The following is a 12,954-nucleotide window of genomic DNA, read 5'->3' as shown; positions in this document are numbered from 1 at the left end:
TGATTGTCTTGGGGCTCATACCAAGGGAAATTGGTGCGACAACGCCGTCGATTTTGCAATATCTGGAGGTTCCGGTATAGTAAAGGACTTGTGCGCGAGGAGCGTATGCTTCTCGGGCAACATGCCACTTTAGCTCAGTCGGTAGAGCGGCTCACTCGTAATGAGCAGGTCGACAGTTCGATTCTGTCAAGTGGCTCCGGTACGGCACGTCGTTGGGCGTGCCGTTTTTGTTTTATCCCGTTTTCGCATGCAATGGTATCCGCCAAGCCTCGGGAAATGGGTTGCATCACAAAATGTGTGTCTGGCGCGGCGGCTCGGTAATGAGTGTGCCGATCATTGTTTTTTCACGAACTAGTTACGCTGGGCGAGGCGCTAGCGTAACCAGTTTGTAGAGTGATTGTCTGAACCGAGGCATCGGGTTGAGGGACAACGGATGTGTCCGGTGACGAGCATGCGACGGCGTCGGGTGGTGCTGCACCGCCGATATGCCGGGATGAATAAGCGCACGATGAATCACCTCACGACACGCTTACTTCCGTCAGGACTCAGTCACATCATGAGCACCACGTTTTTTCCTATACGACCGAAAACGCAGCCTACAGCAACGTCTCGGGCACTATTCCACCACGCCCGCACGCACGCCGCACTCACACCCGCACCCCACCGCACGACGGACACATCCCGCGCGCCGACGCAGCCGAATCCTATGATGAACAGCGTCACCGTCCGTCAGGCATCGCAACATCGCAGGGAGGAAAGACGTGCACACACTCATCCAACCGGTCACCCTGCTGCTCATCATCATGGTGGGCTACGCGTTCAAACGCTTCGGACTGTTCGGGCCGCGCGATTACCGGGTGTTGCAGACCGCGGAGTTCGATCTCATTTTGCCCGGCGCCATCATCTACTCGTTCGCCACGCAGCCGCATGACATCCGCCTGCTGTGGATTTCGCTCTTCGGGTTCGCCGCAGCTGCGGTACCACCCATGCTGATTTTCCTGTTTACCCGTCACCGCCCGGTTTCCCAGCGCGCTTTTATCATGCTCAACGGCGCCGGATTCAATGTCGGCTGCTTCTGTTTCCCCGTATTGCAGGCATTTTACGGGTCTGCGGCGTTGGTGCCTGCCGCGATGTTCGACATCGGCAACTGCATCATGGTAGCCGCGGGAACGAATGTGCTCACCCAAACGCTGCTGCATATCGCGCCGGGAATGACGCTTGCCGAGCAGCACGCGGGCGACGCGCCGACACTGCCCTACCGACGCCCGTCAGACCGGGATGCCAAACGACTCGCCCGGCGCACGTTGGGGCGTCGTATCGTGCGCGGATTCGTCTCATCGGTATCGTTCGACGTGTATATGGTGATGATCGTCCTGATGATCGCGGGCGTCCGCATTCCGTCCGGTATTGCCGATATCGCGCAACCTTTCGCCAACGCGAACTCACTGTGCGCGATGCTCATGGTTGGCATGCTCATGGACGTGCCGGCCGGCCGTGCGGATGTCCGAGCCGTAGCTGAGGTGTTGTTGTGGCGGCTGCCGTGCGGCATCGCGTTCGCCGCAGCCGCTTGGTTCCTGCTGCCGTTCGGTGCCGAGGTCCGGCAAGCGGTCGCGCTGTGCTGCCTCGCCCCGATTGCGGTGTTCTCCACGATGTTCACCGACAAGGTGCTGGGCAATGCGCGGCTTGCCGGGTTCTCGCTCGCGTTGACCGCAGTGGTGTCGTTGACATTGATGACCGTTGCGCGGATGGCGCTGCTCGGCTAAGTCGCTTATGAGCCCCGGAGCGTAATCCCCCTACCGCGTCACCAGTTGCGCGATGGCCGGAACCAGAGCCTTCAATGCCTTGCCGCGGTGCGATATCGCGTTCTTCTCATCCGCGCTCATCTCGGCGGATGTCAGCTCGGGGCCGCCCGACGCCCGGGCAGGCTGATCATCCGGCACGAACAGCGGATCGTAGCCGAAACCATGCTCCCCGCGCGGCTTGCGGATAATGCGGCCGGGCATCTCGCCGATTTCCACGTGGTCGGAGACAATTGGATGCAGTCCGTCGGCGTCCGCACCCGGCCCGGGCACCGCGAGCGCCGCCGCACAACGGAACCGGGCCGTGCGCTTGTCGTCGGGGATATCAGCAATCTGCTTGAGCAACAGCTCGTTGTTCGCCGCATCATTGCCGTGTTCACCGGCCCAGCGGGCGGACAGGATGCCGGGGGCCGCGCCCATTACGTCAACAATCAGCCCGGAATCGTCGGCAATCGCGGGCATGCCGGAACGTTGTGCGACGAACCGCGCCTTGAGCAGCGCGTTCTCTTGGAAGGTGACGCCGGTCTCGACCGGGTCGGGCAGACCAAGCGAGCCCGCGGAGACGAGTTCGATCGGCGCGCCAGCGAGGTCTTCTGCGAGAATTCGGCGGATTTCCGCGAGTTTGCCTTCGTTATGCGAGGCGACGACGATGGTGAGTGCCAACGTGATTCCTTTCATCGATTTGGGTTGGGTTGCGCACGGCGGCGGCCGGATTGGTCGGTCCAGAACCAATCACCCAGAACCAATCGGCTCGAAACCGACCAGCCTGAGGCAAAATCAGCCTGAAACCAATCAGTCCTGGGCGAGCGCCGCAGCCTGGGCGGCTTGCAATTCGCGGTTGCCCTTTTCGGCGAGGTCAAGCAGGATCCCGAGCTCCGCGCGCGTGAACGGGCGATGCTCAGCGGTGCCTTGAATCTCAATGAACGCGCCGGAACCGGTCATGGCAACGTTCATGTCGGTCATCGCCTTGCTGTCCTCCACATACGGCAGATCCAGCATCGGCTTGCCGTCGATCACGCCGACAGACACCGCGGACACCGCATCCTTAATCACCTTGTCAGCGGATTTGATGTGCCCGTTCTTTTCGGCCCAACGCAACGCGTCGACGAGCGCGACATATGCACCGGTGATCGATGCGGTACGCGTGCCGCCGTCTGCCTGCAGAACATCGCAATCCAACTGGATCTGGTTCTCCCCCAGCGCTTTCATATCGATGACACCGCGCAGGCAACGCCCGATCAGACGGCTGATTTCATGGGTACGTCCGCCGATCTTGCCTTTGACGGATTCACGATCGGTGCGCTCCGAGGTGGCGCGCGGCAGCATCGCGTATTCCGCGGTCACCCAGCCCAGCCCACTGTCCTTGCGCCAACGCGGCACGGACGGCGTGAAGGTCGCCGTGCACATGACGCGCGTATGCCCGCATTCGATGAGCACCGAGCCCTCCGGCGGTTCGGTGAAATGCCGGGTGATGTGCACCGGGCGAAGTTCGTTGACTTTCCGCCCGTCCGCGCGGGTGAGGTTCATATCGACTTCCAAGGCGATCCGTGATTGCGCGTCATCCTTGGTATCCATCTCGTTCTTGTGCGCCAAATCCGTCTGTGTCATGTCTGCCTCGCGTTCTGTTATCTGCAATTATCTGCAATGTGCCGGGCCTACCGGCGTATCATCCTTCATACGCTCTCAACCTAGCACAGCGCAACGCCCGCATGTCCGAGACAGTCACCGTGCGGCACCGCTCACTGCGAGCACAACAGCGACTTCTCAGGCAGGATCCGGTCAATGAGGAACACGGCGAGCGCGACCAGCAGGAATCCGATGACAAGGCCCACGATGTTGACGATGAACTGGCTCCACCCTAGCTGCCCCAAATCGATGAAGGTGTACGGGTACGGGTTGCCGCCAACCGACGGGCCCGAATGCGGCCACAACTGTGCGCGAATCACCACAAAGGCGAGATAGATTGGAAAGTAGCCCATCCAACTGAGCACATAACTTGGTTTGAACCGCCGGTGCGGGTCGAACAACAGAAAATCAACCACGGCCATGACCGGCGCAATACGATGCAGCATCGTATTGGTCATGATGCCGAGCACTTGGGGCACGTAATGCGGATCATCCGGCGGCATGAGCAGGAACGCGACCAGCGCGGTGATAATCGCGTACACCGTCAGGCAGCCTTTGAGCCATGCGGGCGGTTGGATGCCTTTGAGCAGGCTCGCGGCGCCGGACCACAGCATGACGATGCCGAGCATGAACCCGGTTTGGAATGTGAAATACACCCATCGATTGGGAATCGTCCACGCCTCGTATGTGCCGACGAAGCACAGCGCGGCAATTGCCAGACGCCAGACACCCGCAATGAATCTCATACCGTCAGCTTACGCCCGCCCCGCCTCACCGTCGGCACAACCCTCTACCGACGTTTACCCGCCCCTCAGCGTCGGCAGACCCTTCCACCGACGCTTGCACGGCGAGTGCCGTCGGACTACGCTAACCGGCAACGGACCCAATCACGAGAACATCACGAGAAGGACAAATCATGGTTGATTACTCACCGGCACTGATGACCGACATGTACGAATACACCATGCTGGACGCCGCGCTCAAGGACGGAACCGCAAACCGCCCATGCGTCTTCGAAATCTTCACCCGGCATCTGCCCGCAGGCCGCCGCTACGGCGTGCTCGCCGGCACCGGGCGCATCCTCGACGCGCTTGAACACTTCCATCTTGATGATGACGACCTCGCATTCCTCGCCGACCGCAAAATCGTGAGCAAGGAGACGCTCAACTGGCTCAAGAACTTCCGCTTCACCGGCTCAATCAAGGGGTATCGCGAAGGCGAGATGTTCTTCCCGAATTCACCGGTCCTGCAAGTCGAGGGCACTTTCGGCGAGTGCACGCTGCTCGAAACCTTGCTGCTGTCCATCCTCAACTATGATTCCGCCGTCGCCTCCGCCGCCTCCCGCATGGTCAGCGCCGCCAAGGATCGCCCCTGCATGGATATGGGCGGCAGGCGCACCAACGAATGGGCCGCGGTCGCCGCAGCACGCGCGGCGGTCGTCGGCGGCTTCCAAGGCACCGCGAACCTGCTGGCCGCCCAGCTGTACGGACTCAAAGCCATCGGCACGGCGGCCCACTGCTTCACCCTCGTACATGACAGCGAGCGCGAGGCCTTCGAATCGCAAATCAACGCGCTTGGCAAGAGCACCACGCTGCTGGTCGACACGTACAACATTGAGGAAGCCGTGAAAACCGCCGTCGAAGTCGCCGGCCCTGATCTCGGCGGTGTGCGCATCGATTCGGGCGACCTGGCCGCGATGGCACAACGCGTGCGCAACGAACTGGATGCCCTGGGCGCGACTTCCACGACCATTACTGTCACCAACGACCTCGACGAATACGCGCTCGCCGCGCTGCAGACCGCACCGGTCGACTCCTATGGCGTGGGTACGATGCTCGTCACCGGGTCCGGCGCCCCGACCTGCGCGATGGTCTACAAGCTGACCGAGCGCGAGAACGCAGACGGCATCATGGAGCCGGTCGCCAAGAAATCCAAGGACAAAGCGACCGTGCCCGGGCGTAAACTCGCCTACCGCTCCTATGAGTACAATCTCGCGGATTGCGAACACGTCATATCCGGTTCCGAGAGCAAGCTGGCCGATTTTCAGGCGCCCGAGGATTGGAAGGACCTGCTCGTGCAGTACGTGGATCATGGCGAAATCAACCATGATTACCAGGGTCATGACGCGATTGTCAACGCACACAACTACCGCGCGAAGGCGTTGGCCGAGTTGCCGATTACCGCGCAAAGCCTGATGAAGGGCGATCCGGCGATCCCGACCGAAACGACGGTGCTGTGACTGTGATTGATGGTTGACCGGCGTCGTCAGCGCTGCGATGGTGCTGGTAGCGCAATGATTGTCGCCGTTGCTGCGATGCGGTGAGCAGGTGACGTCAATCAGCGCATGGTTTTGCATCCATATGCACGATGGGCCGGCTGCGAGGACGTTTCAACACCCCACAGCCGGCCCATCGTATTCGTCATATTGATATCGTTCGCACGCGGGAAGGCATGTCGGCAGGAAACTGGGCTCACTCACCCCCGTTGCCGGCGCCACCCATCATCTGCTCATAGATGCGCTTGCATTCCGGGCATACCGGATATTGCGACGGATCATGCTTCGGCACCCAGATCTTGCCGCACAACGCGACCACCGGACGACCGGTCAGGCGCGACTGCTCCATGCGGCGCTTGGAGACATAATGTGCGAAACGGTCCGCGTCGCCGTCATCAGTGCCTTTGAGCTTCTCTTCCGCCTGCGGGCGCTCCAACACCGCCGTGCCGGTCGCGGAATCCGGATTCGACAGCGGGGAGACCGCCTCATCCGCATCGCGTGCGATCAGCCCCACCACGGAACCCGCAGAGAATTCGGCCGTGGCGCCCGCAGCTTGGCCCGTTGCTATGCCTGCCGCTGAGCCCGATGCCTTGAGCGTATCGAAGGATTCTTCCACGAGCATATTCTTGTTGCCACTGATGCTTTCTCCGTACCTGTTCATGAGTTTCCGCCTTCCACCGGATTGTCGTCGATGTCACCATCATAGTCACGCGAGATATCCGACGGCGGCGGCACATCGCCGGAAGCGCCCACGGCCCGTCGCCCCGCCACCTTCTACCGACATTCACGACCCACTCAGCGTCGGCACAACCCTCTAACGACGCTCACGACCCACTCAGCGTTGGCAGAAACAGAAGCGCGACCTTCTACCGACGCTCACCAGCCACTCAGCGTCGGCACAACCTTCTACCGACGTTGAGACGGCTGACGCTCCCGGCGGGAAACGCGGTACGCTTGTGCTATGACTATCGCAGTATGCCCCGGCTCGTTCGACCCGGTAACCGCCGGACATCTTGACGTTATCCGACGCTGCTCGCGTTTCTTCACGCAAGTGCATGTGGTCGTAGCCGTCAATGCAGCGAAAACACCGATGTTTTCAGAACACACCCGGGTTGATATCATCCGTCAGGCCCTCGGAGGAACCTGCGACAACGTGACCGTCGCATCCACCGACGGCCTTATCACCGATTATTGCAAGAAAGTGGGTGCGACCGTCATCGTCAAAGGCCTGCGGCAGAACGGCGATTACGAAGCGGAACTCGGCATGGCGCTCGTCAACCGCAAACTCGCCGGCGTGGAAACCCTGTTTCTGCCCGCCGACCCGGTGCTTGAGCACATTTCCAGTTCCGTCGTCAAAGATGTCGCCCGCCATGGTGGCGATGTGACCGGCATGGTCCCCGATTGCGTCATCCCCCTGCTCGAACGGGCGTTGCATGAGGAAGAACAGGGTCAACAAGCCGGGAAATAACCGGTAACACACCACGGCAAACGATCCCGACACCGCCGACGTATCGCCTACGATAGAGGAAGACGCAACAATGTGGCAGCAGAACATTGCGGATGCGGCGAGCGCGACCGACCGCACACCGGCACTGACAGCCACAGGACACCACAGGTAGCAAGGAGACAGCATGACAGGCGAGGAAGCCAACAACGCCAACGATCCTCAGCACGCAACCGATACCAGCGACGGCCAGACGGGCAATCCGGCAAGCGAACCAGCCAGCGCGTCAGCCAGCATGTCAGCAAACGCCCAGACTCCCGCACAACACCAGACCACACCGCTTTCGGCATCGGCACCATCCGCCGACGTCAGGCAAGACGAACCCGCCGCGGGGAGTGCCCCGAGCGGTGTCCCCCATGACGGCAACACTCGTACCGCACAAGTCGCAGAACACCCCGAAAACACGAAACCGACGGCGAAACCGGTGTTCTCCCCGTTCGATATGTCCTCCCTGCCGGATTTGCGCGACCCGTCGAGCCACGGCGGCGCTAACTCAGACACTCCCGGGGACGACGACCGCGCAGACGCTTCCACCGGTCGCAATGATGTGCGTGCCAACTCGCGACGCGACCAGCATGCCACCGATCCGCACGCCCTTGACCCGCACGCCGATCCGGAGGACCAGAGCCGCGCGGAATTCACCACCGTCTACGACATCATCGACTCCCTTGAACAACAGCTTGACGAGGCAAAAAGCAGCATCTTCGCCCCTTCCCAAGTCAGAATCGACCGCGACGCATTCGCAAGCCAACTCGACGAATTGAAAGCCATGCTGCCCGTCCAGCTGGAACGCGCCTCGGCGCTGATGCGCGAAGCGGAACGCCGTCTCGAAAACGCGCAAACCCAAGCGAACGCGGTCGTTTCGTCCGCCCAAAGCCGCGCCGCGGACATCGTGCGGGACGCCCAGGAGCAGGCACAGTTCCTCGCCGGGCAGGACAACATCACCAATATCGCGAAGCAGAAAGCGCGTGCTATCCTCGACCAGGCACAAACACAAGCCGACAAACTCACCAGCGGCGCCAACCAGTACTGCACCGATGTCATGCAAGGTCTGCAAGACCAGCTCGACAAGCTCAGCCAAGATGTGCGGGGCGGCCTGACAGTACTCGACCAGCGCGAACGCGAAGCGAGCGCACGGCTTGACCACATCCAATCAGACGACTATCCGGAGGCTTGATATGGCACGTCCAGAAGATTCAGCATGGGCAGTATCCGTGGCGCAAGTCGCCTCACGACCGGGGCAAAGCTCCCCCGTGGACGCGGACTTCCCCGCCCCGAGCGGAATCGGCGACGTCATTGTCGGCGTGACCGAAGGTGAGCCGATTCATGTGAACGGAGCATTCGACTCTATCATTGACGGCCTGGTATTCCACGCCCACATCACCGCCCCCGTCCACGCGGAATGCACCCGCTGCCTCAAACCTCTGCAACACGACTGGGGCACCGACGTCACCGCGTTCTTCCCCTACTCCTACAAGGAAGACGAAACGGACGACGATACCGACATCATCGCCGGAGAAGAGGAATCCGAAGACACCTACCCGCTTAGCCCCGACGGTTGCTTCGCCGATCTCGAGGCCCTGCTGCGCGACACCTTCGCCGAAAGCCTGCCGCTGCAACCGCTGTGCCAGCCCGACTGCAAAGGCTTGTGCCCGCAATGCGGCATCAACCTCAACGAGCATCCCGAACACAAGCACGACACCACAGACATCCGATTCGCGGCGCTTGCCGGGCTCAAGGAACAGCTTGAGCGGGAAACGAAGGATCGCTGACCGGCGCCATGCCGCCCCGATGGACGTTGTACGAGCTATGCGGTACAATTCTGAACGCTTAAGCTCAATCGTTCGAACGAAATAGAGGATTACACCATGGCACTGCCTAAGTACAAGACCTCGCGCGCCAATACGCATTCGCGTCGCGCGAACTGGAAAGCGTCTGCCGCGCAGACCGTCACCTGCCCGAACTGCGGCGCTCCGACGCTGCCGCACGTGGCTTGCCCGAGCTGCGGATCCTTCCGCGGCCGCGTCTATCGTGACGCCATCCAGTCCGCCCACACCAAGTGAGCGCTCCGGAGCAGCTGAGGTAATTCAGTAGATCAGAACCCTGCCATCGACGGGTGGCAGGGTTCTGTCGTATCTGCGACGATTCCGCCCGCGTTGCGACCGAGACGCAGCATACCAAGCAAATACCCCACCCGTCCCCTCTGGGTGCGTTGCGCCGCGGACCGGCAATATCACGACCGCCGGTATGATAGTGGTCAGGTCTTGCACAGAAGGAATGCCTGCCAACCGACGAGCAATCCCCGACGCGCAAGCCATCAAGACATGGACTTCAGGCATCCTGCCGGCTACCACAACGGGGACATCCCCTGATTCGGCCGTCAGCAGAACACCGGAAGCCGCCGAGCCGTCACGCACATGCGTGACGGCAGAACAGGACACAGACAGGGGGCCAGCATGGCTATCAACCGCGACGGCACATCAGAACATCAACACCAACACAAGCGTCACCCATCCGGCGCATCGCCCGCAAACCATACCGACGAGATGTCCCAGCAACGGCATCATGTCGGCGTTTCCGGACAGGAAGCGGCAGATCAGGCGCCGACCAAGGAACTGCTCGACGCACTCGGCACCACCATCAGCCCTGAGCTCCTCGTCCAGGCGTTGACGCACCGCTCGTTCTCCCATGAGCATCCCGGCGCCCCCAACTATGAGCGGCTGGAGTTCCTCGGCGATGCAGTGCTGGAACTGGTCTCCACAGAGACCCTGTTCAAGGCGCATCCCGACATGACGGAAGGGCAGCTGGCGAAGATGCGCGCCAAGGCGGTGTCCGAGGAATCGTTGTCGGCCATTGCGCGCGACAAACTCCATGTCGGACGATTCATTCTGCTCGGCCACGGCGAATCCGAATCCGGCGGAGCTGATAAAAGTTCCATTCTGTGCGACATCGTTGAATCCCTGATCGGCGCCACTTTCGTCGAACACGGCATCGATGGGGCGCGTGAGGTGGTTCACCGACTGGTGGACGATACGCTCCGGGAAGTCGCCACAGAAGGCCCGGCTTTGGATTGGAAGACCTCGCTGACCGTGCTCGCCCATCACATGGATTTGACCGAGCCGGTGTACCGCATGTCGGTCAGCGGTCCGGAATATGCGCAACAGTTCACCGCCCGGGCCATTCTTCCCGGCGGATATGGCAAGCGCTGGACACTGCCGATCCGCGACGAACATGGCTCGATCGCGCAGGAAGGCGAGGACCCGCTGCTGGGGACCGGTTCGGGGACCAGCAAGCGCAAGGCGCAACTTGCCGCGGCGGAACAGGCGTGGCATACGCTCAAACAACGCGAACGTGACTGCAATCGTATGCGCGCCCATGCAGGCTCCAGCGATACCGCAGATGTTAATGGCAGCAACGACGGTAAGGGCATCAGCGGCAACAGCAACGCTGACGACGGCACCGCAACCACCGGCACCGACCACGCAACCGACGCCGCCTGACGGCCCGTACACGCCACCGTTGCAGGCAGGCGCACAGGTGGTCTCCGCAGGCAACGTGCTGGCCAGCCCCGCAGGCAGCCGCAACGCCCTCACCCAGCCACAACACCTCTATAGAGATAATCGCCGAACCGTTACCATCATGTGGTCGGTCCGGCGATTATCTCTCCACAGGCGATTACGATAAGACCAATACAACTATCTTGCCTGCCAGACCGCCACAAGCGGGACAAGCGGCACAGGAGCCTCACCGGGTTGCGCCTCACCAGGGGCGACGCCGCAGCGGAGCACCACCAATACACACATGAGAGGGATCATGGCTACACCAACGCCACTTCAGGCATTCAGCGGCGTGCCTAAGGCACCCGCAACGGAGAAACAGTCCATCGTCGACGGTGAGAAAATGACCGGCGCACAGGCGCTGGTCCGTGCGCTGGAGGATCTGGGCGTCAAGGACGTATTCGGCATCCCCGGCGGAGCCATCCTGCCTGTTTACAACGCCATCAACCAGCACACCAAGTTCCGCTTCGTGCTGACCCGTCATGAGCAGGCTGCAGGCCATGCGGCAGAAGGATACGCCGTCGCGACCGGCAAGGTCGGCGTGTGCATCGTCACCTCCGGCCCGGGCGCCACGAACGTGGTCACCGCCATCGCGGACGCCAATATGGATTCCATCCCGATGGTCGTCATCACCGGCCAGGTGGGCGTGGGCGCCATCGGTACCGATGCCTTCCAGGAGGCCGATATCGTCGGCATCACCTACCCGGTCGCCAAGCATTCATATCTGGTCACGAATGCGCAGGATGTTCCGCGCGTGCTCGCCGAAGCCTACTACATCGCCGGTTCCGGCCGCCCCGGCCCGGTGGTCGTCGATTTGACGAAGACCGCGCAAAACGGCCAGATGTATTACTCCTGGCCGCAGCGGATGATTCTTCCCGGCTACAACCCCACCACCAAGGCGCATGGCCATGTGCTGTCGGATGCTGCGAAGCTGTTCTCGCAGTCCTACCGCCCGGTGCTGTATGTAGGTGGCGGCGCGGTCCGCTCCAACGCCGGTAAGCAGGTCAAGGAACTCGCCGATCTGACGGGCGCACCAATCGTCACTACGCTTCCCGCACGCGGCATCGTCCCGGATTCCGATCCGAAGGTGCTCGGCATGCTCGGTATGCACGGCACCATCGCCGCGACCGGTGCAGTCCAGCGTTGCGATCTGCTGGTTGCCATCGGTTCGCGATTCTCCGACCGAGTGACCGGCCGGCTTGATTCCTTCGCTCCCGCCGCCCGCGTCATCCACATCGACATCGACCCGGCAGAAATCGGCAAGAACCGTCAGCCAGACGTGCCAATCGTCGGCGACGTGGCCGAAGTGCTTGACGACCTAATCCCCGAAATCAAGCGTCAGCAGGCTATCCACAGCAAGCCAAACCTCAAGCCGTGGTGGGCACAGATCAACGAATGGCGTGAAAAGTATCCGACCACGTACGACGAGCCGCAGGACGCCCCCGTGGACGGATCACTCTCCCCGCAGTGGGTTGTCGAACAGCTGTCCAAGAACGCCGATCCCGAGACCATCTGGGTCGCGGGCGTCGGCCAGCACCAGATGTGGGCGTCGCAGCTTATCGACTTCGAGCATCCGCATTCGTGGATCTCCTCCGGCGGCCTGGGCACAATGGGCTTCGGCCTGCCCGCCGCAATCGGCGCGAAAGTCGGCTCGCAGCGCGAATTCAACGGACGCAAGCCGGTGTGGCTTATCGACGGCGACGGCAGCTTCCAGATGACCTCCGAAGAGTTGGCGACCGCCCTGCTCGACCACACGCCGATTAAGATCGCGATCATCAACAATTCCGTGTACGGCATGGTCCGCCAGTGGCAGACCCTGTTCTTCGACCATCATTATTCGGCGACAAGCCTGAACGACGGCGAGAACCGCGACGATATCGTCGATGTGCCTGATTTCGTGAAGCTGGCGGAGGCTTACGACTGCGTCGGCATGCGCGCATTCACCAAGGATGAGGCGCTTGAGGCAATCAAGAAGGCCAATGCGATCAACGACCGCCCGGTGCTCATCGACTTCCGCGTCTGGAAGGACGCGATGGTATGGCCGATGGTTCCGGCTGGTGCCTCGAACGACGAGGTCGCCTACCGTCCGGGTGTCCGACCGCTGCTCAGCCCCGCCGCACAGGCGAAGGCCGCAGCCGGCAGCACTGGCAATTCCGTCGCAGCCGCGGACGCGGCGTGAGTCCAGCAAGGAAG

At 61.7% G+C, this 12,954-nt stretch carries 12 protein-coding genes and 1 tRNA gene; 9 read left to right on the top strand and 4 right to left on the bottom strand.

The window, feature by feature from the left end; genetic code table 11:
- Nucleotides 1–123: 123 nt before the first annotated feature.
- Nucleotides 124–196, top strand: a tRNA-Thr gene (locus CQR48_RS01755).
- Between the two features lie 565 nt (nt 197–761).
- Nucleotides 762–1,763 (top strand): AEC family transporter, encoded by a 1,002-nt coding sequence (locus CQR48_RS01750; RefSeq protein ID WP_029576890.1) that lies wholly within the window; start codon nt 762–764, stop codon nt 1,761–1,763.
- A gap of 30 nt (nt 1,764–1,793) precedes the next feature.
- On the opposite strand, the gene CQR48_RS01745 is transcribed toward CQR48_RS01750, so the two are convergent.
- From CQR48_RS01745 to CQR48_RS01735, 3 genes are all read right to left on the bottom strand, one after another.
- The gene (locus CQR48_RS01745; protein ID WP_101451772.1) at nt 1,794–2,477 is read right to left on the bottom strand and encodes a non-canonical purine NTP pyrophosphatase; all 684 of its coding nucleotides are present in this window, start codon (nt 2,475–2,477) and stop codon (nt 1,794–1,796) included.
- Between the two features lie 114 nt (nt 2,478–2,591).
- Nucleotides 2,592–3,374 (bottom strand): ribonuclease PH, encoded by a 783-nt coding sequence (gene rph / locus CQR48_RS01740; RefSeq protein WP_371836371.1) that lies wholly within the window; start codon nt 3,372–3,374, stop codon nt 2,592–2,594.
- 164 nt (nt 3,375–3,538) lie between these two features.
- On the bottom strand, nt 3,539–4,171 hold the full coding sequence (locus CQR48_RS01735) for a Pr6Pr family membrane protein (protein WP_101451771.1): 633 nt from the start codon (nt 4,169–4,171) through the stop codon (nt 3,539–3,541).
- Between the two features lie 140 nt (nt 4,172–4,311).
- Here CQR48_RS01735 and CQR48_RS01730 point away from each other — a divergent pair, with 140 nt between their 5' ends.
- Nucleotides 4,312–5,664, top strand: coding sequence for a nicotinate phosphoribosyltransferase (locus CQR48_RS01730; RefSeq protein WP_257467929.1), 1,353 nt, complete (start codon nt 4,312–4,314; stop codon nt 5,662–5,664).
- A gap of 232 nt (nt 5,665–5,896) precedes the next feature.
- Here CQR48_RS01730 and CQR48_RS01725 read toward each other — a convergent pair whose 3' ends face one another.
- Complete coding sequence (locus CQR48_RS01725) at nt 5,897–6,217, bottom strand: DUF3039 domain-containing protein (protein ID WP_033493870.1); 321 nt, start codon at nt 6,215–6,217, stop codon at nt 5,897–5,899.
- Nucleotides 6,218–6,661: 444 nt separating this feature from the next.
- Here CQR48_RS01725 and coaD point away from each other — a divergent pair, with 444 nt between their 5' ends.
- The 6 genes from coaD (at nt 6,662) to CQR48_RS01695 (ending at nt 12,940) form a co-directional block, all read left to right on the top strand.
- On the top strand, nt 6,662–7,168 hold the full coding sequence (gene coaD / locus CQR48_RS01720; protein WP_033493832.1) for a pantetheine-phosphate adenylyltransferase: 507 nt from the start codon (nt 6,662–6,664) through the stop codon (nt 7,166–7,168).
- A gap of 163 nt (nt 7,169–7,331) precedes the next feature.
- A complete protein-coding gene (locus tag CQR48_RS09280) occupies nt 7,332–8,381 on the top strand; it encodes a cell division protein (protein WP_244898880.1) in 1,050 nt (349 codons plus the stop codon).
- Between the two features lies 1 nt (nt 8,382).
- On the top strand, nt 8,383–8,976 hold the full coding sequence (locus tag CQR48_RS01710; protein ID WP_101451769.1) for a YceD family protein: 594 nt from the start codon (nt 8,383–8,385) through the stop codon (nt 8,974–8,976).
- Nucleotides 8,977–9,072: 96 nt separating this feature from the next.
- A complete protein-coding gene (gene rpmF / locus CQR48_RS01705; RefSeq protein ID WP_015449839.1) occupies nt 9,073–9,267 on the top strand; it encodes a 50S ribosomal protein L32 in 195 nt (64 codons plus the stop codon).
- Nucleotides 9,268–9,750: 483 nt separating this feature from the next.
- Nucleotides 9,751–10,704, top strand: a complete 954-nt coding sequence (gene rnc, locus CQR48_RS01700; protein ID WP_101451788.1) for a ribonuclease III — start codon at nt 9,751–9,753, stop codon at nt 10,702–10,704.
- Between the two features lie 313 nt (nt 10,705–11,017).
- On the top strand, nt 11,018–12,940 hold the full coding sequence (locus tag CQR48_RS01695) for an acetolactate synthase large subunit (protein ID WP_015449837.1): 1,923 nt from the start codon (nt 11,018–11,020) through the stop codon (nt 12,938–12,940).
- The last annotated feature ends 14 nt before the right edge of the window (nt 12,941–12,954 follow it).

Origin of the sequence: Bifidobacterium thermophilum (genome assembly GCF_002846655.1) — a bacterium.
In the GTDB taxonomy this organism is placed as follows: domain Bacteria; phylum Actinomycetota; class Actinomycetes; order Actinomycetales; family Bifidobacteriaceae; genus Bifidobacterium; species Bifidobacterium thermophilum.
Note: the sequence above shows the minus strand (reverse complement) of the source record. Positions and strands in the feature narration are given on the sequence as shown.

Excerpts from the sequence above, each read along its gene's own strand:
- rnc (WP_101451788.1), top strand. The coding sequence starts at position 9,751 with ATGTCCCAGCAACGGCATCATGTCGGCGTTTCCGGACAGGAAGCGGCA.
- rpmF (WP_015449839.1), top strand. The coding sequence starts at position 9,073 with ATGGCACTGCCTAAGTACAAGACCTCGCGCGCCAATACGCATTCGCGT.
- CQR48_RS09280 (WP_244898880.1), top strand. The coding sequence starts at position 7,332 with ATGACAGGCGAGGAAGCCAACAACGCCAACGATCCTCAGCACGCAACC.
- CQR48_RS01735 (WP_101451771.1), bottom strand. The coding sequence starts at position 4,171 with ATGAGATTCATTGCGGGTGTCTGGCGTCTGGCAATTGCCGCGCTGTGC.
- rph (WP_371836371.1), bottom strand. The coding sequence starts at position 3,374 with ATGGATACCAAGGATGACGCGCAATCACGGATCGCCTTGGAAGTCGAT.
- CQR48_RS01745 (WP_101451772.1), bottom strand. The coding sequence starts at position 2,477 with ATGAAAGGAATCACGTTGGCACTCACCATCGTCGTCGCCTCGCATAAC.
- CQR48_RS01695 (WP_015449837.1), top strand. The coding sequence starts at position 11,018 with ATGGCTACACCAACGCCACTTCAGGCATTCAGCGGCGTGCCTAAGGCA.
- CQR48_RS01710 (WP_101451769.1), top strand. The coding sequence starts at position 8,383 with ATGGCACGTCCAGAAGATTCAGCATGGGCAGTATCCGTGGCGCAAGTC.
- coaD (WP_033493832.1), top strand. The coding sequence starts at position 6,662 with ATGACTATCGCAGTATGCCCCGGCTCGTTCGACCCGGTAACCGCCGGA.